This window comes from Stenotrophomonas sepilia, assembly GCF_003244875.1.
Classification (GTDB): Bacteria; Pseudomonadota; Gammaproteobacteria; order Xanthomonadales; family Xanthomonadaceae; genus Stenotrophomonas; species Stenotrophomonas sepilia.
Genome location: NZ_LXXZ01000049.1, coordinates 109,908 through 130,912 on the forward strand (window position 1 = coordinate 109,908; position 21,005 = coordinate 130,912).

Consider the following 21,005-nt stretch of genomic DNA (forward strand, 5'->3'; position numbering starts at 1 on the left):
ACCTCATTCCTCCGGCGACGGCGGGTTCGACGCCAGCAGTTCCAGGTGGCGCTGTTCCATTTCCTGGCGCAGCTGGCGGCGGATCTGTGCTGCGGCCTGGCGGCGCTTTTCGTCGGACGTTGCCGGCTGCAAGGGCGGGACAGGCGTCGGCCGGCCTTCTTCATCCACTGCGACCATCGTGAAGAAGCAGCTGTTGGCGTGGCGCACGCTGCGCTTGAGGATGTCCTCGGCCACCACCTTGATGCCGATCTCCATCGATGAGGTGCCGGTGTAGTTCACCGAGGCCAGGAAGGTGACCAGCTCGCCGACCGCGATGGGCTGGCGGAACATCACCTGGTCCACCGACAGGGTGACCACGTAGCTGCCGGCATAGCGGCTGGCGCAGGCGTAGGCCACCTGGTCAAGCAGGCGCAGGATGGCGCCACCATGGACCTTGCCGGAGAAATTGGCCATCTCCGGCGACATCAGCACCGTCATGGACAGCTGGTGGGTTTTCAGTTCGGTCGACATGCGGCGATTGTATCGGCAACCGGTCGTGCCGGCCGCTGGCCGGCAACCACGCGGTTGTTTCCGGAGGCCATGAAAAAGCCGGCCAGCGGCCGGCTCTACCAGAAGCAGAAGGGCCGCGTGAGCGGCCCTTCGTGTTGCTTACTTCAGCTTCGCATCGGCGCGCAGGGCGGCGGCGCGGTCGGTCTTCTCCCAGGAGAAGGCCGTGGCGTTGACGGTCTCGCCTTCGCCGTTGAGGTAGCTGAACTCCTTCGGCTTGCGGCCGAAGTGGCCATAGGCCGCGGTCTGCTGGTACATCGGGTGGATCAGGTCCAGCATCTTGATGATGCCGTACGGGCGCAGGTCGAAGTGCTTGCGGATCAGCTTCTCGATCTTGTCGTCGCTGATCTTGCCGGTGCCGAAGGTGGTGACCGAGATCGAGGTCGGCTCAGCCACGCCGATGGCGTAGGAGACCTGCACTTCGCAACGGTCGGCCAGGCCGGCAGCAACCACGTTCTTGGCGACGTAGCGGGCCGCGTAGGCGGCCGAACGGTCGACCTTGGACGGGTCCTTGCCGGAGAACGCGCCACCACCGTGACGGGCCCAGCCGCCGTAGGTGTCGACGATGATCTTGCGGCCGGTCAGGCCGCAGTCGCCCACCGGGCCGCCGATCTCGAACTTGCCGGTCGGGTTGATGTGGAACTTGGTGCCCTTGTGCAGCCACTTGGCCGGCAGCACCGGCTTGATGATCTCTTCGCGGACGGCCTCGATGAGGTCCTTCTGCTTGATGCCCGGGGCGTGCTGGGTCGACAGGACCACGGCGTCGATGGCCGAGACCACGCCGTTTTCATAGCGCAGGGTGACCTGGCTCTTGGCGTCCGGGCGCAGCCACGACAGCGGCGAGTTCTTCTTCTTGCGGATCTTGGCCTGCTGCTCGACCAGGCGGTGCGACAGGTGGATCGCGGCCGGCATGTAGCTGTCGGTCTCGTTGGTGGCATAGCCGAACATCAGGCCCTGGTCGCCAGCGCCCATTTCTTCCGGCTTCTTGCGGTCCACGCCCTGGGCGATGTGCGGCGACTGCTTGCCGATCAGGTTCAGCACGCCGCAGGTGGCGCCGTCGAAGCCGACGTCGGAGCTGTCGTAACCGATGTCCGTGATGACCTTGCGGGTCAGCGCTTCCAGGTCGATCCAGGCGCTGGTGGTGATTTCACCGGCCACGATGGCAACGCCGGTCTTGACCATGGTCTCGCAGGCCACGCGGGCGCGCTGGTCCTGGGTCAGGATCGCGTCCAGCACCGCATCGGAGATCTGGTCGGCAACCTTGTCCGGATGGCCTTCGGAGACCGACTCGGAGGTGAAGAGATAGCTGGACATCAGGCGTAATATCCCTTGATTCGGATGGAAAGATGGGCGCGCATGATACACGGGGTGCGCCGCCTGTGCATTGTGAACCGGTACCGGTTGCCGGTGGTTAAGCCCGCGTAGGCCCGGCAGGGGCCGTCATGACGGGATTGGGGGCCAGCCTCGAGGCCCAGTGTTCCACCCGCGCGACAACAACAGACAGGGCTGCCCAACCCCCGACCGCGCAGGGCGCGACCCGGCCGTCAAGGGGGCCGGCCGTCATCGTTCTGCCCCGAAACCGCCATCTGGCTGCCGCCTGCCGGGCGCAGGCTGTCGGCCAATCCGGCCGCCGGGCATCAGTGGATCCGCCATGCAGGAACTCGAACAGCGTCTCCAGCAACGTTTCCCCGATTGGTTCCATGGCCGCCGTGGCCAGCTGGCACGGCCGCTGCTGCGCAGCGTCGGCCGCTGGTCGCGCCTGGACCAGATCGAAGCCTTCCTGCAGCGCAGCTCAGGCCTGCGCGGCTTCGGTTTCGTCGCCGCCGGCCTGGAGTTCATCGGCGGCCAGTACCAGGTGGATCCGGCCGCGCTGGCGAAGATTCCGGCCACCGGCCGCCTGCTGATTGTCGCCAACCACCCTTCCGGGGCGCTGGACGCACTGGCCTTGCTGGACGCAGTCGGCCGTATCCGCCGCGATGTGCGGATCGTGGCCAACGACCTGCTGGGGGCGATCGCGCCGCTGCAGGATCTGCTGTTGCCGGTGCGCATCCTGGGCGGCAAGGCGCAGCGCGGCAGCCTGCATGCGGTGGAGCAGGCGCTGGCCGCCGAGCAGTGCGTGATCGTGTTCCCGGCCGGCGAGGTATCGCGCCTCTCGCTGCGCGGCATCCGCGATGGCCGCTGGCAGCGCGGATTCGTCCGTTTTGCCCGCGCGGCCGGTGCACCGGTGCTGCCAGTGCGGGTGGAAGCGCGCAACTCGGCGCTGTTCTATGGCGCCTCGACCCTGTTCAAGCCGGCCGGTACCGCGTTGCTGGCACGCGAGATGTTCACCCGTCGTGGCCGCCCGCTGCGGCTGAGCATCGGCGAGCCGATGCGGCTGGGCGACGGCGGCGACCCGGGTGCCCAACTGCTGGCGGTACGTCGCGCACTCTATGCGCTGGGCCGCAATGGCGCGGCCGGCAATGCCGCTGCCTGCGCGGGCCCTGAGCCGCTGGCCGCCCCGGTGCCACCTTCGCAGGTCGCCGCTGGCATCGCTGCTGCCACCCAGCTGGGCCAGACCGCCGACGGCAAGCAGATCCTGCTGGCCACCTGCACTGCCGATTCGCCACTGCTGCTGGAACTGGGCCGCCTGCGCGAACTGACCTTCCGCCAGGTGGGTGAGGGCACCGGCCGCAGCCGTGACCTCGACAACTACGACCCGCAGTACGAGCACATCGTGATCTGGGACGCCGCCGCGCAGCGCATTGCTGGCGCGTACCGGATCATGCGTGGTGCCCACGCGTTGGCCCGGCACGGCCTGTCCGGGCTCTACAGCGCGTCGCTGTTCCGCTATTCCGACGATGCCATCACCCACATCGCCGAGGGCCTGGAACTGGGCCGCAGCTTCGTGGTGCCCGATTACTGGGGCAGCCGCAGCCTGGACTACCTGTGGCAGGGCATCGGTGCCTACCTGCAGTGCCGGCCGGGGATCCGCTACCTGTTCGGCGCGGTGTCGATCAGTGCGGCCTTGCCGCGCGATGCGCGCGAGCAGCTGGTGGCGTACTACCAGCGTTATTACAGCGGCACCGCCGGCATGGCCGAATCGAACCGGCCGTTCCAGTACTTCGCCGCACCGCCCAGTTTCGGTGAGCTGGATGCAGGCGCCGCGTTCGACGTGCTGAAGGCCAACCTGGCTGCACTCGGTACCGGCGTACCCACGCTGTATCGCCAGTACACCGATCTGTGCGAACCGGGCGGCGCGCGCTTCCTCGCCTTCGGGGTGGACCCGGACTTCAGCGATTCGATCGACGGCTTGATCGAGGTGGACCTGTGCGCGGTCCGGCCGAACAAGCGCAAACGTTACCTGCGCGACGCGGGGACGCCGGCATGAGCACGCTGGCGAACCTGTCGCCGAACCGGCGCGCGGTGTTCGTCTCCGATGTGCACCTGGGCTCGCGCCATTGCCATGCCACCGAGCTGGCGCGATTCCTCTCGCAGCTGCGCTGCGAACGGCTGTACCTGGTGGGCGACATCATCGACCTGTGGTGGATGGCGCACCGCCGTGCCACCTGGCGGCAGTCGCACAGCGAGGTCATCCAGGCGCTGCACGCGCTGCGCCGTGCCGGCACCGAGATCATCTACATTCCGGGCAACCACGACGCTTCGCTGCGCCAAGTCTGCGGTCTGATGCTGCCGGCGATGCAGGTGCGCCGCCGCGCCATCCACGTGACCGCCGATGGCCGCCGGCTGCTGGTCGCGCACGGCGACGAGTATGACGGCGTGACCCACTTCGGCGGCCTGCAGGAAAAACTCGGCGACTGGCTGTATTACCGCATCCTCACCGGCAACCAGGCCTTGAATGCAGTGCGGCGGCGGCTGGGCATGCGCTACTGGTCGCTGTCGGAGTTCCTGAAGAAGCGCAGTGGCGCCGCTGAACGCTACATCGAGCGTTTCGTGCAGGCCGGGCTGGACGACGTGCGCCGACGCGGCCTGGACGGCATCGTCTGCGGGCATATCCACCGCGCCGCGCTGATTGAACGCGATGGCCTGGTCTATGCCAATGACGGCGACTGGGTGGAGAGCCTGACCGCACTGGCCGAAGACCACGACGGCGCGCTGCGCCTGCTCGACCATAGCGGCCAGACTCTGCTGGAACTGCCCGGCGCGCGGTTGTCGCAGGCGGCATAGCCCGCGTCTGTCCCGCTGTAGAGCCGAGTCCATGCTCGGCTGCCGTTACGCGCAACGAAGAGCAGCCGAGCATGGGCTCGGCTCTACATACACCGCGCGCAAGCCGCTAGCATCGGCCCATGGATTCATTGACCCAGATCGTACTCGGCGGCGCCGTCGCCGCTGCCATCGCTTCGCCCGGCCATCGCCGCGCGGCCCTGCTGGCCGGTGCCGCGCTCGGCACCTTGCCGGACCTCGACGCCCTGTGGCTTGGCTTCACTGCGGCCGACCCGGTGGCGAACATGACCGAACACCGCAGCTTCAGCCATTCGCTGCTGGTGCTGCCCTGGGTGGCCGCACTGATCTGGTGGTTGTTCAAGCGCTTCGGCAACGGCCGCGTCGCGCAGTCACCGCTGCGCTGGTTCTGGGCGATCCAGCTGGCGCTGGTTACCCATCCCGTGCTGGATGCGTTCACCGTCTACGGTACCCAGTTGTGGTGGCCGCTGCGGCCACACCCAACCATGGGCTCCAGCGTCTTCATCATCGACCCCGGCTACACGGTGTGGCTGCTGCTGGGCTGCGTGCTGGCCTGGTTCGGTCGTGCGCGGCCCTGGGCGGGCAAGGTGCTGGGCGCGGCGTTGCTGCTCAGCAGTGGCTACCTGGGCTGGGGGCTGATCGCCAAGGCGCAGGTCGATCGGGCCGCGCAGCAGAGCCTGGCCGCGATGGGCCTGGGCGATGCGCCGCGCTTCTCGGTGCCGATGCCGTTCAACACCCTGCTGTGGCGGGTGGTGGCGATGACACCCAGCGGCTACGCGGTGGCTGACCGCTCGCTGCTGGCCGACCATGGGCCGATGCAGTTCGAGGGCCGTCCGTCCAACGTGCAGGCACTGCGCGAAGCGTCTGCAATTCCCGCCGTGCAGCGGCTGCAGTGGTTCAACCGAGGTTTCATGCGGGCGCAGGTGGTGGACGGCCGGCTGGTGCTGAGTGACCTGCGCATGGGGCTGGAGCCGGACTACACCTTCAACTTCGTGGTGGCTGAGCAGGCCGACGGGCAGTGGCGGCCGATAACGCCCGAGCAGGTGCGAGTGGATTACAGCAGCCCGGCCGCGCGCGCCGACGCAGGTCGCCGGCTGGCCGCGATGTGGCAGCGGATCTGGCATGCGCCCGAGTAGATCCACGCCATGCGCGGATGAAGGGACATCGGCGGTGGCAGCCACGCATGGCGTGGCTCTACTGCGTCGATCAGCGCCCGCAGCCGGTGCCGTTGAGTAGATCCACGCCATGCGTGGATGAAGGGACATCGGCGTTGGCAGCCACGCATGGCGTGGCTCTACTGCGTCGATCAGCGCCCGCAGCCGGTGCCGCTGAGTAGATCCACGCCATGCGTGGATGAAGGGACATCGGCGTTGGCAGCCACGCATGGCGTGGCTCCACTGCGTCGATCAGCACCCGCAGCCGGCGCCGTTGAGTAGATCCACGCCATGCGTGGATGAAGGGACATCGGCGGTGGCAGCCACGCATGGCGTGGCTCCACTGCGTCGATCAGCCCCCGCAGCCGGTGCCGTTGAGTAGATCCACGCCATGCGCGGATGAAGGGACATCGGCGGTGGCAGCCACGCATGGCGTGGCTCTACTGCGTCGATCAGCGCCCGCAGCCGGTGCCGTTGAGTAGATCCACGCCATGCGTGGATGAAGGGACATCGGCGTTGGCAGCCACGCATGGCGTGGCTCTACTGCGTCGATCAGCGCCCGCAGCCGGTGCCGTTGAGTAGATCCACGCCATGCGTGGATGAAGGGACATCGGCGGTGGCAGCCACGCATGGCGTGGCTCCACTGCGTCGATCAGCGCCCGCAGCCGGTGCCGTTGAGTAGATCCACGCCATGCGTGGATGCGGGAGCATTAGTGCCGCGTCGGCTCAATACACCGTCGCGCGGCCCTGCACGAACGAGTAGAAGAACACCGCATTCGGGTCGTTCTGCACCAGGCGGAACTCGCGGCGCATGCCTTCCACGGTGTCCTCGTCCACCGAGCCGGCCTGCAGCAGCTGGTCGGCCGCCGACAGCAGCAGCTGCTCCCAGAACGCGATCATGGTCTTGCGACGCGCCGGTTCGCGGTTGTCCAGGTGGATGGTCTTGATCTCGGTATGCACGTCGCGGAAGCCGCCGGCCAGCAGCAGGTTGCCCAGCTTGGCGCCGACGAACGGGTCGCCGCCGTGGTCGTACTGGAAGTCGTTGAAGGCCATCCAGTAGCGCCAGATGTGCGGCGAGTACGGGTCGAGCAGGAACGAGGCATTCATCACTTCGGTGATGTAGACCGGCGAACCCGGTGCCAGCACGCGGCGCACTTCGCTCAGCACGCGGGCAGGGGAGGGGACGTGTTCCAGCACCCAGCACAGGAACGCCGCATCGAAGCTGCGGGCCTCGAACGGCAGTTCGCCGGCATCGGCCTGCTGCAGGGTGTAGCGGTCGCTGCACCACGGCGTGCGCGCCAGGTTCTCGCGCGCCGTGGCCAGCTGCGTTTCGCTCAGGTCCACGCCGGTCACGTGCAGCTCGGGGAAGCGGCGCAGCAGGATCTCGGTCTGCGCACCGACGCCGCTGCCGACTTCCAGCAGGCGCCGTGCACCGCTGTAGTCGATCTGGCCGAAGATGCTCGATTCCAGCAGGCGCGCCTGGGTCATCAGGCGCTGCTGTTCGGTGCCGGAAAACCCGTGCAGGTAGGTCGGAGAGGAGATCGGCGGGGTCATGGAGGCGGGCTCTGGGAGTTCAATTCGGTCGAGCAGGCTCGACGTTGTGACGCGGCAGTGCGGTCAGGCCGCCGAAGGCAGCGCCGGTTCCCCGGCAATCAGGCGGTCGAAGTACTCGGTGGTCAGCGCGATCTGGCTCTGCGGGTCTTCGGCACGGTTGACCACCGCACGGAAGGCGGCGTTCTCCGGCCGGTCCCTGGCATACCAGCCCAGGTGCTTGCGCGCGATGCGCACGCCCTGCGGTTCACCGTAGAACGCGTGCAGCGCATGCAGGTGGCCGAGCAGGATGTCGCGCACTTCGGCCAGCGATGGCGGCGGCAGTTCCTGCCCGGTGGCCAGGTAATGCGCCACTTCGCGGAAGATCCACGGCCGGCCCTGCGCCGAGCGGCCGATCATCACCGCATCCACGCCGGTCTGCTGCAGCACGTAGGCGGCCTTCTGCGGCGAATCGATATCGCCATTGGCGATCACCGGAATGCGCAGCGCGGCCTTGATCTCGCCGATGGTGGCGTACTCGGCCTGGCCGGTGTAATGCTGGTCGCGGGTGCGGCCGTGCACGGCCAGCGCGGCGATGCCGCTGTTTTCGGCAATCCGGGCAATGACGGGGCCATTGCGGTGGTCGCAATCCCAGCCAGTACGGATCTTCAGGGTGACCGGCACGTCCACCGCGTTGACCACGGCTTCGAGGATGCGCGCCACCAGCTGCTCGTCGCGCATCAGCGCCGAGCCGGCCCAGGCGTTGCACACCTTCTTGGCCGGGCAGCCCATGTTGATGTCGATGATCTGCGCGCCGTGGTCGACGTTGTAGCGCGCGGCTTCGGCCAGCTGCTGCGGCTCGGTGCCGGCGATCTGTACGCTGATCGGTGCCGGTTCGCCGTCATGGTCCATGCGGTGGATCGACTTCCGCGTGTTCCAGAAGCGCGGGTCGCTGATGGTCATTTCCGAGGCGGCCAGTCCCGCGCCCAGCCGTTTGCACAGCAGGCGGAAGGGCTTGTCGGTGACGCCGGCCATGGGCGCCAGCACGACGTTGGGGGCAATGGTGTACGGGCCGATCTGCATGCGCCCATTTTAGGGCGCGGGCGCGGCCTGGGCGGTGTCGGCGGGCCCCGGGTTCAGGCCGATCGGCACCGACCTCATGCCGTACCGGCATCAGCAGATGCTTGACGGTTGCTTCCGTCGCCCCCAGGGGCGGGCGATGGTAGGTGGCTAACCCAGGCTCTGCCAGGCCTGGCGGGTACCCAGGGCGAAGGCCAGCCCCAGGCCCAGGCAGGCCAGCGAACTGACCACCCAGAAGCGCCGGCCGTTGTACCCCGGCCGGAACAGCGCCAGGCCGAAGCCCATCGCGGCGCGCAGCAGCAGCAAGGCAGCGATGGCGGGCAGGACCAGGCGACTGGCCGGCAGTGGCGAATGCCAGCCCGCGGCGGCCAGTGCGTACAGGGTCCAGGCCACCAGCAAGGCAGTGATGCCGGCGGTCATCAGCGGTGGCCACCAGTGCCCCGCATGCGCGAGCCGGACCACGCGCTGGCCGGCACCGAAGTATCTGTACCACGCGGCGCCGAAGGCGATGCAGCCGATATGCAGCAGCGCCGCAGCGGCACTGCCTGCGGCCGCGACCAGCAACCAGGGGAATCCGTCCATGTCCTGCCCGTGCAAGGAAGCTGCGCGGATCGTGAGCGAGGGGCAGGATGTGGGCAATGCGACAGGCGGTCGCAGGGGCTGGGCAATGGACAAAAGAATGGCCCAGGTGCCTGTACCCCCGGGCCTTGTCATCCACGCGTGGCGTGGAACTACTTGGCTTCGGCGTCGGCCGGGGTGAAGCGCGGCATCGCCGCTGCAGCGCCTTCCTTCTCGGTCGAGCGACCGGCGAACTGGTTGGCAAAGCGCACGTGGCGGGCGAACGGGGCGTCGGCCACCTGCGCCAGCGACGCGGCCAGCGCACCGTTGAAGGCATCACCGGCACCGGTGGTGTCGATGGCCTGCACCTGCTCGGCGCCGACGCGGTAGTACGGCTGGGTATCCCCGCGCAGGTTCTCGTCGGCGTGAGAGACGAACACGCCCACCGAACCCAGGGTCACCACCACGGTACCGTTGCCGACCAGCTTGCGGCAGAGCGCATGCAGGCTGGCGCCATCCAGCGCGGCGACATCGTTGGCATCCACGCGCTCACCGACATGGCGGCCGAGCAGTGCGGCGAACTCGGTCTCGTTCGGGGTGATCACATCGGCCAGCTTGAGCAGGCCGATGGTCGAGGGCGCGTCGGCCGGTGCGGTGTTGAGCACGGTGGTGACACCGGCCTCGCGGGCCGTGGCCAGCGCCGCTTCGATGGTCTGCACCGGCGATTCCAGCTGTACCAGCACCACCTTGGCGCCGGTCAGCAATGCCTGCTGCTGTTGCAGGAAGTCGGTGCTGAGCGCGGCGTTGGCGCCCGGGCCGATCACGATGGTGTTACGGCCGCGCGCGTCCACGTAGATGCCCGCAGTGCCGGTCGGCTCGCTGCTGGCTTCGGCAATCAGGCCGAAGCCATCCTGCGCGGCCAGTTCGCGCGCGGTGGCGCCACCGGCGTCATCGCCCAGCGCGCACACGAAGTGCGTGTCGGCGCCGGCGCGGCAGGCCGCGACCGCCTGGTTGAAGCCCTTGCCACCGGGGCCGGTGCTGTAGCGGCCGGCAATGGTCGCACCCGGTGCCGGCAGCGACTCGCACCGCCACACGTGATCGACATTGAAGGAACCGACGACAACGACACTGCTGCTCATAGGAAATCTTTTCTCAACCAGGGGTTCAACTGAAGTGCGTCAGCACGCCGGCGATGGTCGCCGTCATGAAGGTGGCAATGGTACCGCCCAACACCGCGCGCAGGCCGAACTTGGCCAGATCGTGGCGACGTTCCGGCGCCAGGCCGCCAATGCCGCCGATCTGGATCGCGATCGAGCTGAAGTTGGCAAAGCCGCACAGCGCGTAGGTGGCGATCAGGCGACCTTCGTCGGACAGGCTCACGCCCGCCACCTGGCCGTTCACGATCTGCGACAGCTCGGTGTAGGCCACGAACTCGTTGATCACGACCTTCTGGCCGATCAGCGAACCGACGGTGGTGGCATCAGCCCACGGGGTACCGATCACCCAGGCAATCGGGGCCAGCACGTAACCGAAGATGGTCGACAGGTTGGTCGGCTTGCCGATGGCAGCGGCCAGGCCGGTCACATCGCCGATCCAGGTCAGCGGGGCGTTCAGCAGCGCGATCAGGGCGATGAAGGCCAGCAGCATCGCGCCGATGTTCAGCGCCAGCTTCAGGCCGTCACCGGCACCGGCAGCGGCCGCGTCGATGATGTTGCTGGAGGTCTTCTCGACTTCCATCTTCACCGTGCCGCGGGTCAGCGGGGTGCCCGTTTCCGGAATCAGCAGCTTGGCCACGACCAGGGTGGCCGGTGCGGCCATGATGCTCGCCGCCAGCAGGTGCTTGGCGTAGAAGGCCTGCTGCACCGGGTCGCCGCCGCCGAGCATGCCCACGTAGGCCGCCAGCACGCCGCCGGCGATGTGGGCCATGCCGCCGATCATCATGGTCAGCAGCTCGGACTGGGTCATCCTGGCGATGTACGGGCGCACGGTCAGCGGCGCCTCGGTCTGGCCGATGAAGACGCTGGCGCAGACGCTGGTGGTTTCCGCGCCGGACACGCGCATCACCTTGGTGATCGACCAGGCCATCACGCGCACGATCGCCTGCATGACGTTGAGGTGGTACATGACCCCCATCAGCGCCGAGAAGAAGATGATGGTCGGCAGCACCTGGAAGGCGAAGATGAAGCCGTAGTTCTTGGTGTCCATCAACGAGCCGAAGATGAAGCCCGAGCCCTCGTTGACGAAGCTCAGGACCTTGACGAAGCCCTTGCCCAGCGCATCGAACACGTCGCGCCCGCCCGGCACCAGGATCACCAGCGCCGCGAAGGCGATCTGCAGGGTGATACCGGTGGCAACCAGCTTCCAGTCAACCGCACGCTTGTTGTTGGAAAACAACCAGGTGATGCCGATCAGCACCGCCAACCCGAACAGGCCGAAGCCGATCCTGCCCAAACCTTCGACCATGTGAGTGACTCCCCTGGGGCGTCGCGAAAAACGGGAAGCCTAGTGCAGGGCAGGGGCCGGGGCAAGAAAAAGCAGCGTGCGCGCGCCCATCGGTACCGATCAGGCCAGCAACGGCAAGGGCTTGCGGCCGGCGGCGGCAGGTAGAATGGGGCTCGATCCCGGCCCGGATGCGGGCCCGCAGCAGGAGATTCGCATGCAATACCGCCGCCTGGGCTCCACCGGCCTGCCGATTTCCGCCCTGTCCTTCGGCGCCTGGGTGACCTTCGGTGACCAGATCCCACGCGACGAGGCCCGCAACCTGGTGGCTGCCGCCTGGGACCACGGCGTCAACTTCTTCGACAACGCCGAGGGCTATGCCAACGGCCGCGCCGAACAGGTGATGGGCGATGTGATCGCCGACCTGCGCCTGCCGCGCGACGGCATCTGTGTCTCCAGCAAGGTGTTCTTCGGCAGCGCCAGGGACCCACGGCCAACCCAGCGCGGCCTGTCGCGCAAGCATGTGACCGACGCCTGCCATGCCGCGCTCAAGCGCCTGCGGGTGGACTACCTGGACCTTTATTACTGCCATCGCCCGGATCCGGACGCGCCGATCGCCGAGACCGTGCATGCCATGGATACGCTGGTGCGGCAGGGCAAGATCCTCTACTGGGGGACCTCGGAGTGGTCGGCGATGCAGATCCAGCAGGCGCTGGACATCGCCGAAGCACGCAACCTGCAGGGCCCGTCGATGGAGCAGCCGCAGTACAACCTGCTGCACCGCGAACGCGTCGAGGTCGAGTATGCGCCGCTGTATGCCAGTGCCGGCCTGGGCACCACCATCTTCTCGCCGCTGGCCTCGGGCCTGCTGACCGGCAAGTACGACCAGGGCATTCCGGCCGATGCGCGGCTGGGCCGCGAGGGCATGGAATGGCTGCAGGCGCTGGTGCTGGGTGACGACTCCGAGGCCCGCCTGGCCCAGGTGCGCCGCTTCAGCGAAGCAGCGCGTGAGCTGGGCCACGCCCCGGCCACGCTGGCGATTGCCTGGTGCCTGCGCAATCCGAACGTCTCCAGCGTGATCCTCGGCGCCAGCCGGGTCAGCCAGCTGCTGCAGAACCTGCAGGCGCTGGAGGTGCTGGAGCAGGTCGATGCGGCTGGCTGGGCGCAGGTCGAAGCCGCCTTCGCCTGAACCCCGGGGCCGACCGGGCCTGGGCCTCGGTCGGGCCGGCTCGGGCTCGTGCCTCGATAGAGTCGCGATTTGATTGACATGATCTATCGAATCCCAGAATTCGATCATTAATCCCATCAATCAAATTGAGAATGGTTGTTGATTGTCAACTGAGAATCATTATCATTTGACTCGTCCCTCGCACGAGTCCAGATGCTCATGAATGCTCAACCTGTACTGCTGCGCCCCGAAACGCTGACCCTCCGCGATCGCCCGGTCCGTGTCGTTCCGCCGGAAGAGGTGATCGACAGCGAAGCCCTGCTCAAGGGCCGTCGTGAAATCCTGATCCAGCACGGCGACCGCTTCTACCGCCTGCGGCACACCAGCAACGACAAGCTGATCCTGACCAAGTAACCGCGGCCTGGTCGCCCGCCTCCCTCCCTCCTGCCGGCAGCGCCGGCAGGGTGGGCGACCCGTCCGCGCCCGCTCTCTCCCCCTCGGTCTACCGCGTGCACCTCCCGGGTGTGCCGGTAACCGGGGGTTCCCCTGCCTGACCGAACGAACCCGATGACCCGCCCTACCGCCCTTTGCCTCGCCGTCTGGATGGCCCTCCCCCTGTCCGCCCATGCTGCCGCCGCGGCCACCGCCGCGCCCGATGCGCGCGACTTCGACCGCGTGCAGGTCACCGCCACCCGCACCGAGCGGGCAGTGAGTGACGTGGCGGCCACCGTCGATGTCATCGACCGCGAGCAGATGGACCGGCACCTGGTGCAGGACATCAAGGATCTGCTGCGCTACGAGCCGGGCCTGTCGGTCAGCCGCAGCGCCGCGCGCTTCGGCCTTGGCAGCATCCGCATCCGTGGCCTGGACGGCAACCGCGTGCGCGTGCAGACCGATGGCATCGCCATGCCCACCAGCTTCAACATCGGCTCGTTCTCCAACGCCAACCGCAACTTCACCGATCTGGACACGCTCAAGCGCGTGGAGATCGTGCGTGGCCCGGCCAGTTCGCTGTACGGTTCCGACGCGCTCGGGGGTGTAGTGGCCTTCGTCACCAAGGATCCGGCCGACTACCTGAAGGATGGCAAGGACAGCTACGTCGGCCTGAAGTTCGGCTACGACGGTGAGTGGAAGGGCCTGCTCGGCGGCGTGACCGGCGCGTTCGGCGGCGAACACTGGAGCGGCATGATCAACATCAACCATCGCCAGGGCCAGGAAACCGGCAACAAGGGCGATGTGCGCAGCCTCGACAACACCCGTACCGCGCCCAACCCGCAGGACCGCGACGGTCGCAGTGGCCTGGCCAAGCTGGTCTATGCACCGAGCGAGGACCAGCGTTTCCGCCTGACCGTGGAAGGCAACGAAGACAACACCGATACCAACGTGCTGTCCTCGATCGACCGTACCACCACCACCGGCATGAAAGCGCGCGACACGCAGAACCGCACCCGCGTGTCGTTCGCCCATGAAATGGATGCGCTGGACAAGGGCTTCGCCGACAGCCTGCATTGGCAGCTGTATACCCAGCACAGCGAGACCAACCAGGTCACCGACGAAGACCGCGCCAACCGCAGCCGCCGCCACCGCGAGTTCAATTTCGACCAGCGCGTTTACGGCTTGCAGGCGCAGTTCAACAAGGCGTTCAGCACCGGCAGTGTCGAACATGCGCTCACCTACGGCTTCGAAGGCGCGCGTACCGAGATCCGCCAGACGCGCGATGGCTATCAGGTTCTGGCCAATGGCCAGACCAGCACTACCATCCTGCCCGACGCCTTCCCGGTACGCGATTTCCCGATCAGCAAGACCACCGAGCTGGGCCTGTATGCGCAGGATGAAATGCGCATGGCGGGCGGCAAGCTGTCGCTGGTGCCGGGCGTGCGCGTGGATCGCTACGAGCTGAAGCCGGAAGTGGACAGCATCTTCGCCGACGACAATCCCGGCGTTGCGGTGGCCAGGCTGACCAAGACCAGCGTCTCGCCGAAGCTGGGCATGGTCTATCGCTTCACCGACGAATGGTCGCTGTTCGCCGGCTACTCGCATGGTTTCCGTTCGCCGCCGTACAACGACGTCAACCTGGGCTTCACCAACTTCGCCTTCGGTTACACCGCCATCCCCAATCCGGACCTGAAGCCGGAAACCAGCGACGGCCTGGAGCTGGGCCTGCGCTTCCTGTCACCGGCCGCCTACGTCAGTGTCAGCGGCTACTACAACGAGTACAAGGACTTCATCGAGTCGCAGTCGCTGGTCGGTACCAACGCGCAGGGCCTGATGGTGTTCCAGTCGCGCAACATCGCCGATGCGCGCATCTACGGTGCTGAACTGAAGGCTGGCGTTGACTTCGGCCAGATCAACCCGGCGCTCCAGGGTTGGGCGCTGCGCAGCTCGGTGGCCTGGTCGCGCGGTGACAACAGGACCGAGGACACGCCGCTGGATTCGGTCGACCCGCTGCGCAGCACCGTCGGCCTGATGTACGACACCGACGCCTGGGGCGTCGAACTGGCCGGTACCTTCGTCAAGCGCAAGGACCGCGTCACTGCAGCGACGGTGTATCGCCCGGCCGGCTACGGCGTGGCCGACCTGATGGCGCACTGGAACTTCGCCCCGGGCGCGACCTTCAACGTCGGCGTGTTCAACCTGGGCGACAAGCGCTACATCGATTGGTCCAATGTGGGTTCGACGCTGTCGCCGACCAGCCGCGTGCTGGATCGCTACACCAGCCCGGGCCGCACTCTTTCCGCCAGCCTTGCCGTTTCCTGGTGACCCCATGAGCCGAGCCTTGTCCGCACGCAGGAATGACGCCATCGCCGTGCAGGGCAGCGCGGCCTGGCCGACCCCGGCACAGCTGGCCACGCTCGGCACTGTGTTGTGCCTGTACCACGCCGACGGCAACGAGCTGGGGGGCTGGCGCCAGGCGGTGCGCGTGCACGCCTGCCAGGGCGTGGACAGCGAGGGCATACGCGAAAGCCTGTGTTTCCTTGATGCCCGCGGCCGCTGCGTGTGGCGCCTGTACCTGCTGCCCGACAGCGATTTCCTGGCCTGGGACCGGTTGGTCGCGGCGTTGCCGCCGGGCCCGCAGCACGACCGCGATGGCAGTGTGAGCGAACGCCTGTGGCGTCGCCTGGCCGGGCACCTCGGTGGCCAGCGCTGGCGCCTGTGCACGCTGCGCCTGCATGCCGCGGACGAGGGCCGCACCCTGGCGGCCAGCCTGTCGACCCTGTCCTCGCTGGGCGCGGCCACCGCGCGTCGCATCGCGCGATTGGAAGGAGCCGAAGGCGAGCTGGCGATCGACGATTGCTGCTGCGCCGACGCCGCGCGCCGGCCGGCACCGCGTATCCCCGGCGACCTGCCGCTGATCCGCCTGTGATCCTTTCCTGATGGAACGCCCGACGGCCCTGGACGGCCTCTCAACGAACCTGCAACCCCGAAGGAAGACCCGATGAAGTTCCAGACAGCCAGCGTCATGCTGCTGCTCGCTGCCAGCGGCGTGGCCAGCGCGCAGCCCTCCGACATCGCCCGCGACCACGACAGCATCCTGGCCATGCAGGGCGAGTACACCGTCGACTTCGCGTTCGACGAGACCGTGCTGCTCAAGCCCGGCTACGAGCGTGCGCCGGCGATGCGCAGCGGCGGCAGCGAAGTGGTCATCGTGGTCGAGGACACCCCGCAGCGCATCGTGCTGCAGCACCTGTTGCTCGATGAGAAGAGCGGCCACATCACCAAGCACTGGCGCCAGGACTGGGTCTACGAAGCGCCCAGCCGTTTCGAGTTCAGCGCCGATCAGACCTGGCAGGTACGCCGCATTCCCGCAGCGGTGAACCAGGGCGCCTGGACCCAGTGCGTGTATGAAGTGAGCGATGCACCGCGCTACTGTGGCACCGGCAAATGGACGTACACCAACAACGTGCCGAGCTGGACCAGCGACCTGAGCTGGCGCCCGTTGCCGCGTCGTGAGTACACCAAGCGCAGCGACTACAACGCGCTGGCCGTGGTCAACCGCCACACGCTCACGCCCAATGGCTGGACCCACGAGCAGTTCAACACCAAGGTGCAGCGCAACGCCGACGGCAGCCAGGTGGAGATCGCCCGCGAGTTCGGCTTCAACGACTACGTCAAGACAACCGAGGTCGACTTCACCCCTGCCCGCGCCTATTGGAAAGCCACTGCAGGCTACTGGGCCAAGGTGCGCCAGCGCTGGGACGGCTTCCTCGGTCAGGCCCCGGGCGTGCACCTGAAGACCAAGCTCGATGGCATGGCGATGATCATTCCGCTGTTCACCCAAGCCGAAGCGATCCAGTCCGGCAAGCAGGTGAAGGACACGCAGATCGACGAGGTCTTCGCCAAGTACGTGGAAAAGGCGCCCAAGGAAGGCTGATCGCCGCGATGGAGATGGGTGCCGGGCGTACCCGGCACCGCATCCACCGGCTGCCGGTGGGGCCGGGCTTGCTCGGCACGCCATCCGGAGGCGCAACCGCCTCAGGCCTCACGCAACGCCAGTGCCGGCGGCGTATGCAGGATCGCCCGCGTACCCCACCAACCCGCCAACAGGCTCAAGCCGATGCCGACTACGCCGCCGATCAGCAGCCCCGGCCACGGCGGCAGCAATGGAAGCTCGAACACCTTCTGCGAGACCGCCACGCCGATCGCAGCGGCCGCGCCCACTGCCAGCATCGCCGCCAGCGTGCCCAGCGCGCCGAACTCCACCAGTACCGCGCCGCGCAGCTGGCGCCGGGTCGCGCCCAGCGTGCGCAGCACCGCGCTGTCGTAGCGACGCTCGCCGGCGGTGGCCTGCAGCGCGGCCAGCAGCACCAGCACACCAGCCAGCAGGCTGAACACCATCACCAGCTGCACCGCCTGCGCCACCCGCTCCATCACATCGCGCACCTGCGAGATCACCGCATCCACGTCCAGTAGCGACAGGTTCGGCTGCGCGCGTACCAGTTCGCCCAGGCCCGCCGCCTTGCCGGCCGGCAGATGGAAGGCCGACAGCAGGTTGTGCGGGGTGTCGCCCACCGCATTCGGGTTCAGCAACACGAAGAAGTTCGGCCGGAAGGTGTTCCAGTCCGCCTTGCGCACGCTGGTGACGGCGAACTCGCGTTCCTGCTCGCCCACTGCAATGGTGATGCGATCGCCCGGGTACACGCCGTAACGCTTGGCCCAGCCGATTTCCACCGAAGCTTCCGGCGCGGTGCTGTCGGCTTTCCAGAACGTGCCATTGACCAGCGTATTGGCCGGCGGGAAGGTGCTGCGCCAGCTGAAATTCAGTGGCCGGTTCTCGTCATCGTCATCGCGCTGGCCGCCTTGGGCCGGTTGCCCGTCCTGTCCTGGCTCGCGGTCTACGCGCAGCGGCGGCTTGCCGTTGATCGCGATCAGGCGGCCGGTCGCCATCGGTTCGATGCTGGCGTCGCCGGCGCCCAGTCCACGCAATGCGGCCAGCACACTGTCGCGCTGCTCGGGCTGGATGTTGATCAGGAAGTAATTCGGCGTATCCGCAGGCAGTCGCTCGCGCCATTGCTGCAGCAGGCCGGGGCCGGTCACTGCCAGCAGCAGCAACGCGCACAGCGACAGCGACAGCCCGACCAGCTGCATCACCGCGAGCAGGCGGCGCCGGGTCAGCGCGGCCAGGCCCAGCCGCCAGTTGCCATGCAGGCGGTGCTGCAGGCCGCGCAGCAGCTGCAGCAGCACGAAGCCGACCGCACCGGCCGCCAGCGCCAGCGCGGCCAGGCCGCCCAGCACCCACAGCGCCAGCTTCAGGTCGCCGGTGACTTGTACCGCCAGCAGCAGGCTGGCCGCCAGCGCTGCCACGTAGGCCAGCAGTGACGCCGGCGGCAGGGCGGCGAAGGAACGGTTGAGCACGCGCATCGGCGGCACCCCACGCAGGCGCAGCAGCGGCGGCAGGCCGAAGCCGAACAGCAGCAGCAGGCCGATGCCGGCGCCGGTCAGCGCAGGCATCGCCTCGGGCAACGGCAGGCGCTGCGGCACCAGGCTGCCCAGTACCTGCACCAGGCCTTCCTGCGCGGCCATGCCCAGGCCGATGCCGAGCGCACAGGCCGGCACCGCCAGCATCAGCAGCTGCAGTGCCAGGCCCAGCAGGATGTCGCGCTGGCGCGCACCCAGGCAGCGCAGGATCGCCACCTGGTCGATGCGGCGCAGGGCGAAGCGGTTGGCCGCCAGCGCCGTGGCCACGCCGGCCAGCAGTACCGCCAGCAGCGCGCTCAGGCCGAGGAAGCGGCCGGCCAGGTCGAAGGCCTGGCGCACGCCGCGCTGGGTGTCATCCACGCTCAGCAGGCGCAGGCCTTTCACCTGCGGCAGCAACCACTGGCGCAGCGCGGCAACCTGATCGGCTGGTCCGGCGAACATCAGCCGGTAGTTGATGCGGCTGCCCGGGCCGAGCAGTCCCGTGCCGTCCACGTCGGCGCGGTTGACCAGCAGGGTGGGGGAGAGCGTCAGCAGGTCGCCACCGGTGTCGGGCTCGGCCTCGATGATGCCGGCGATGCGCAGCGTGCCGGCGCCGAACTCGAGATCATCGCCGGCCTTCAGCCCGAGCCCCTGCAGCAGGCGTGGGTCGGCATAGGCCTGGCCCTTGGGCGGCATGCCGGCGTCTGCGATCAGCGCCCCGCCGGGCGTGGCCCGTACCCGCAGCGTGCCGCGCAGTGGATAGCCCGCCTGAACCGCCTTGATGCTCGCCATCTGGCTGGCCTCGCCATGGAACAGCACGCTGCCGAAGCTGGCGATGCGGGTGTAGGCCAGTCCACGCCGTTGTGCCTCGTCGGCGAATGCCTGCGGCGGGTCATCACGCCCGGCGATGCCGAGATCGCCACCGAGCATTTCCGCCGCGCTGCCGGTCAGCGCCAGGTTGACCCGGTTCACCAGCGTGCCCACCGCGGTCATCACCGCCACGCCCAGCACCAGTGCGGCGAACACCGTCAGCAGGTCGCCGGCCAGCGCCTCGCGGCGCAATGCGCGCCACGCGTGGCGCAGCACGTTCATGCCTGTGCCCCACGCTCGACCGGCAGCAGGCGGCCGTCATCGATGCGGTGGATGTACTGGCAACGCTGCGCCAGGCGCAGGTCGTGGGTGACCAGTACCAGGGTGGTGCCGCTGCCGGCGTTGAGTTCGAACAGCAGGTCGCTGACGTGCTGGCCGGTGGCATGGTCCAGCGATCCCGTCGGTTCGTCGGCGAACAGGATGCGCGGGCGGGTGACGAAGGCTCGCGCCAGTGCCACGCGCTGCTGCTCGCCACCGGACAGCTGGCGCGGGTAGTGGCGGGCACGATGGGAGAGGCCGACCTGGGCCAACACTTCGTCGACCCGCGCGCGATCCTCGCGCCCGGCCAGCTCCAGTGGCAACGCGACGTTCTCGGCGGCGGTCAGCGCCGGCAGCAGATGGAAGCTCTGGAACACGAAGCCGACCTCGCGCGCGCGCAGCTGGGCCCGCGCCTCTTCATCGAGGCCGCCCAGGTCCTGGCCCGACAGCGCAATGCGGCCGCGGCTGGGCAGGTCCAGCCCGGCCAGCAGGCCGAGCAGGGTGGTCTTGCCCGAACCGGAGGCGCCGACGATGGCCGCGCTGGTGCCTTCATGGACGGTCAGGGTGATGTTGTCCAGTATGTGGACTTCACCCTCCGGGCCCTGCACGGATTTGCCGACCTGGTCGACGGCGATGGCGACGGGCGCGCTGCGGGGGGACAGGCTGTCGATGAGGAGACTCCAATGCGCAAGACGGGATGGAGCCGGCGAGCCGGCGCGATGATGGTGCTGCTGCTAGGGTTCCTGCTGTTGCCGGGGCTGGCCTGTGCCAAAGGTCCGGCCGGCACCGTGCTGGTGCTCGGCGACAGCCTCAGTGCCGCCCACAATATCCCTGCCGACGCCGGCTGGGTCAGCTTGCTGCAACAGCGGGTCAGGCAGCAGTCGAAAACCCCGGCGCGCATCGTCAACGCCAGCATGAGCGGGGAAACCACCGCCGGCGCGCTGACCCGCCTGCCGGGCCTGCTGGCCAGGGAGAAGCCGACCGTGGTGGTGATCGCGCTGGGCGGCAATGACGCGCTGCGCGGGCTGACTCCGGCGCAGGTGCAGGGCAACCTGGGAAAAATGGTGCAGGCCAGCCAGAAGGCCGGCGCCAAGGTGCTGCTGCTGGGCATCGACGTGCCCCCCAACTACGGACCGGCCTACCGCCAGCGCCTGGCCGCGGCCTACAAGGCGCTGGCCACGCAGTACAAGGTGCCGCTGCTGCCGTTCCTGCTGGAGGGCGTCGCCCTGCAGCCGGGCATGATGCAGGCCGACGGCCTGCACCCCACGGCGCAGGCGCAGCCGAAGGTGCTGGACAACGTCTGGCCGCTGCTCAGGCCGCTGCTCTGA

Annotated in this window: 18 protein-coding genes; 9 read left to right on the plus strand and 9 right to left on the minus strand. The window is 68.1% G+C overall.

What is annotated here, in order from left to right; genetic code table 11:
- Positions 1-3: 3 nt before the first annotated feature.
- Both A7X97_RS09660 and metK read right to left on the minus strand, forming a co-directional pair.
- Positions 4-510, minus strand: coding sequence for an acyl-CoA thioesterase (locus A7X97_RS09660; protein ID WP_005415314.1), 507 nt, complete (start codon positions 508-510; stop codon positions 4-6).
- A gap of 138 nt (positions 511-648) precedes the next feature.
- A complete protein-coding gene (gene metK, locus A7X97_RS09665) occupies positions 649-1,860 on the minus strand; it encodes a methionine adenosyltransferase (RefSeq protein WP_005408103.1) in 1,212 nt (403 codons plus the stop codon).
- 337 nt (positions 1,861-2,197) lie between these two features.
- On the opposite strand from metK, the gene olsF reads away from it, so the two are divergent.
- The 3 genes from olsF to A7X97_RS09680 all read left to right on the plus strand — a co-directional run bounded on the left by olsF (position 2,198) and on the right by A7X97_RS09680 (position 5,861).
- Positions 2,198-3,913 (plus strand): bifunctional ornithine lipid synthase OlsF, encoded by a 1,716-nt coding sequence (gene olsF, locus A7X97_RS09670; RefSeq protein WP_111007862.1) that lies wholly within the window; start codon positions 2,198-2,200, stop codon positions 3,911-3,913.
- On the plus strand, positions 3,910-4,710 hold the full coding sequence (locus A7X97_RS09675) for a UDP-2,3-diacylglucosamine diphosphatase (RefSeq protein WP_111007863.1): 801 nt from the start codon (positions 3,910-3,912) through the stop codon (positions 4,708-4,710). Before olsF ends, A7X97_RS09675 begins: the two co-directional genes overlap by 4 nt.
- 119 nt (positions 4,711-4,829) lie before the next feature.
- On the plus strand, positions 4,830-5,861 hold the full coding sequence (locus A7X97_RS09680; protein ID WP_111007864.1) for a metal-dependent hydrolase: 1,032 nt from the start codon (positions 4,830-4,832) through the stop codon (positions 5,859-5,861).
- A gap of 744 nt (positions 5,862-6,605) precedes the next feature.
- On the opposite strand, the gene A7X97_RS09685 is transcribed toward A7X97_RS09680, so the two are convergent.
- The 5 genes from A7X97_RS09685 to A7X97_RS09705 form a co-directional block, all read right to left on the minus strand.
- The gene (locus A7X97_RS09685; protein ID WP_061478371.1) at positions 6,606-7,433 is read right to left on the minus strand and encodes a methyltransferase domain-containing protein; all 828 of its coding nucleotides are present in this window, start codon (positions 7,431-7,433) and stop codon (positions 6,606-6,608) included.
- 63 nt (positions 7,434-7,496) lie between these two features.
- Complete coding sequence (gene dusB / locus A7X97_RS09690; RefSeq protein ID WP_072167924.1) at positions 7,497-8,492, minus strand: tRNA dihydrouridine synthase DusB; 996 nt, start codon at positions 8,490-8,492, stop codon at positions 7,497-7,499.
- 147 nt (positions 8,493-8,639) lie between these two features.
- Positions 8,640-9,071 (minus strand): hypothetical protein, encoded by a 432-nt coding sequence (locus tag A7X97_RS09695; RefSeq protein WP_065178745.1) that lies wholly within the window; start codon positions 9,069-9,071, stop codon positions 8,640-8,642.
- A gap of 149 nt (positions 9,072-9,220) precedes the next feature.
- A complete protein-coding gene (locus A7X97_RS09700; protein ID WP_010481872.1) occupies positions 9,221-10,186 on the minus strand; it encodes a ribokinase in 966 nt (321 codons plus the stop codon).
- 25 nt (positions 10,187-10,211) lie between these two features.
- Positions 10,212-11,510: a NupC/NupG family nucleoside CNT transporter gene (locus tag A7X97_RS09705; RefSeq protein ID WP_072167869.1), complete on the minus strand. Its 1,299-nt coding sequence runs from the start codon at positions 11,508-11,510 to the stop codon at positions 10,212-10,214.
- A gap of 193 nt (positions 11,511-11,703) precedes the next feature.
- On the opposite strand from A7X97_RS09705, the gene A7X97_RS09710 reads away from it, so the two are divergent.
- The 5 genes from A7X97_RS09710 to A7X97_RS09730 all read left to right on the plus strand — a co-directional run bounded on the left by A7X97_RS09710 (position 11,704) and on the right by A7X97_RS09730 (position 17,026).
- Positions 11,704-12,675, plus strand: coding sequence for an aldo/keto reductase (locus A7X97_RS09710; RefSeq protein WP_072167870.1), 972 nt, complete (start codon positions 11,704-11,706; stop codon positions 12,673-12,675).
- Positions 12,676-12,873: 198 nt separating this feature from the next.
- Positions 12,874-13,068 (plus strand): hemin uptake protein HemP, encoded by a 195-nt coding sequence (gene hemP, locus A7X97_RS09715; RefSeq protein ID WP_005412278.1) that lies wholly within the window; start codon positions 12,874-12,876, stop codon positions 13,066-13,068.
- Positions 13,069-13,221: 153 nt separating this feature from the next.
- Positions 13,222-15,414: a TonB-dependent hemoglobin/transferrin/lactoferrin family receptor gene (locus A7X97_RS09720; RefSeq protein ID WP_409349634.1), complete on the plus strand. Its 2,193-nt coding sequence runs from the start codon at positions 13,222-13,224 to the stop codon at positions 15,412-15,414.
- A gap of 4 nt (positions 15,415-15,418) precedes the next feature.
- Positions 15,419-16,018, plus strand: coding sequence for a ChuX/HutX family heme-like substrate-binding protein (locus A7X97_RS09725; RefSeq protein WP_072167872.1), 600 nt, complete (start codon positions 15,419-15,421; stop codon positions 16,016-16,018).
- A gap of 72 nt (positions 16,019-16,090) precedes the next feature.
- Positions 16,091-17,026, plus strand: coding sequence for a DUF6607 family protein (locus tag A7X97_RS09730; RefSeq protein WP_072167873.1), 936 nt, complete (start codon positions 16,091-16,093; stop codon positions 17,024-17,026).
- A gap of 101 nt (positions 17,027-17,127) precedes the next feature.
- On the opposite strand, the gene A7X97_RS09735 is transcribed toward A7X97_RS09730, so the two are convergent.
- Both A7X97_RS09735 and A7X97_RS09740 read right to left on the minus strand, forming a co-directional pair.
- Positions 17,128-19,641: an ABC transporter permease gene (locus A7X97_RS09735; RefSeq protein ID WP_111007866.1), complete on the minus strand. Its 2,514-nt coding sequence runs from the start codon at positions 19,639-19,641 to the stop codon at positions 17,128-17,130.
- Positions 19,638-20,285, minus strand: coding sequence for an ABC transporter ATP-binding protein (locus A7X97_RS09740; RefSeq protein WP_088497863.1), 648 nt, complete (start codon positions 20,283-20,285; stop codon positions 19,638-19,640). Before A7X97_RS09740 ends, A7X97_RS09735 begins: the two co-directional genes overlap by 4 nt.
- Positions 20,286-20,360: 75 nt before the next feature.
- Between A7X97_RS09740 and A7X97_RS09745 the strand changes: the two genes are divergently transcribed.
- Complete coding sequence (locus tag A7X97_RS09745; RefSeq protein WP_061478363.1) at positions 20,361-21,005, plus strand: arylesterase; 645 nt, start codon at positions 20,361-20,363, stop codon at positions 21,003-21,005.

What these genes read in the sequence shown, in the direction of transcription:
- metK (WP_005408103.1), bottom strand. Translation starts at nt 1,860, where the DNA reads ATGTCCAGCTATCTCTTCACCTCCGAGTCGGTCTCCGAAGGCCATCCG.
- A7X97_RS09695 (WP_065178745.1), bottom strand. Translation starts at nt 9,071, where the DNA reads ATGGACGGATTCCCCTGGTTGCTGGTCGCGGCCGCAGGCAGTGCCGCT.
- A7X97_RS09735 (WP_111007866.1), bottom strand. Translation starts at nt 19,641, where the DNA reads ATGAACGTGCTGCGCCACGCGTGGCGCGCATTGCGCCGCGAGGCGCTG.
- A7X97_RS09675 (WP_111007863.1), top strand. Translation starts at nt 3,910, where the DNA reads ATGAGCACGCTGGCGAACCTGTCGCCGAACCGGCGCGCGGTGTTCGTC.
- A7X97_RS09680 (WP_111007864.1), top strand. Translation starts at nt 4,830, where the DNA reads ATGGATTCATTGACCCAGATCGTACTCGGCGGCGCCGTCGCCGCTGCC.
- A7X97_RS09700 (WP_010481872.1), bottom strand. Translation starts at nt 10,186, where the DNA reads ATGAGCAGCAGTGTCGTTGTCGTCGGTTCCTTCAATGTCGATCACGTG.
- A7X97_RS09685 (WP_061478371.1), bottom strand. Translation starts at nt 7,433, where the DNA reads ATGACCCCGCCGATCTCCTCTCCGACCTACCTGCACGGGTTTTCCGGC.
- A7X97_RS09660 (WP_005415314.1), bottom strand. Translation starts at nt 510, where the DNA reads ATGTCGACCGAACTGAAAACCCACCAGCTGTCCATGACGGTGCTGATG.
- hemP (WP_005412278.1), top strand. Translation starts at nt 12,874, where the DNA reads ATGAATGCTCAACCTGTACTGCTGCGCCCCGAAACGCTGACCCTCCGC.
- A7X97_RS09725 (WP_072167872.1), top strand. Translation starts at nt 15,419, where the DNA reads ATGAGCCGAGCCTTGTCCGCACGCAGGAATGACGCCATCGCCGTGCAG.
- A7X97_RS09710 (WP_072167870.1), top strand. Translation starts at nt 11,704, where the DNA reads ATGCAATACCGCCGCCTGGGCTCCACCGGCCTGCCGATTTCCGCCCTG.
- A7X97_RS09730 (WP_072167873.1), top strand. Translation starts at nt 16,091, where the DNA reads ATGAAGTTCCAGACAGCCAGCGTCATGCTGCTGCTCGCTGCCAGCGGC.
- A7X97_RS09720 (WP_409349634.1), top strand. Translation starts at nt 13,222, where the DNA reads ATGACCCGCCCTACCGCCCTTTGCCTCGCCGTCTGGATGGCCCTCCCC.
- dusB (WP_072167924.1), bottom strand. Translation starts at nt 8,492, where the DNA reads ATGCAGATCGGCCCGTACACCATTGCCCCCAACGTCGTGCTGGCGCCC.
- olsF (WP_111007862.1), top strand. Translation starts at nt 2,198, where the DNA reads ATGCAGGAACTCGAACAGCGTCTCCAGCAACGTTTCCCCGATTGGTTC.
- A7X97_RS09705 (WP_072167869.1), bottom strand. Translation starts at nt 11,510, where the DNA reads ATGGTCGAAGGTTTGGGCAGGATCGGCTTCGGCCTGTTCGGGTTGGCG.
- A7X97_RS09745 (WP_061478363.1), top strand. Translation starts at nt 20,361, where the DNA reads ATGCGCAAGACGGGATGGAGCCGGCGAGCCGGCGCGATGATGGTGCTG.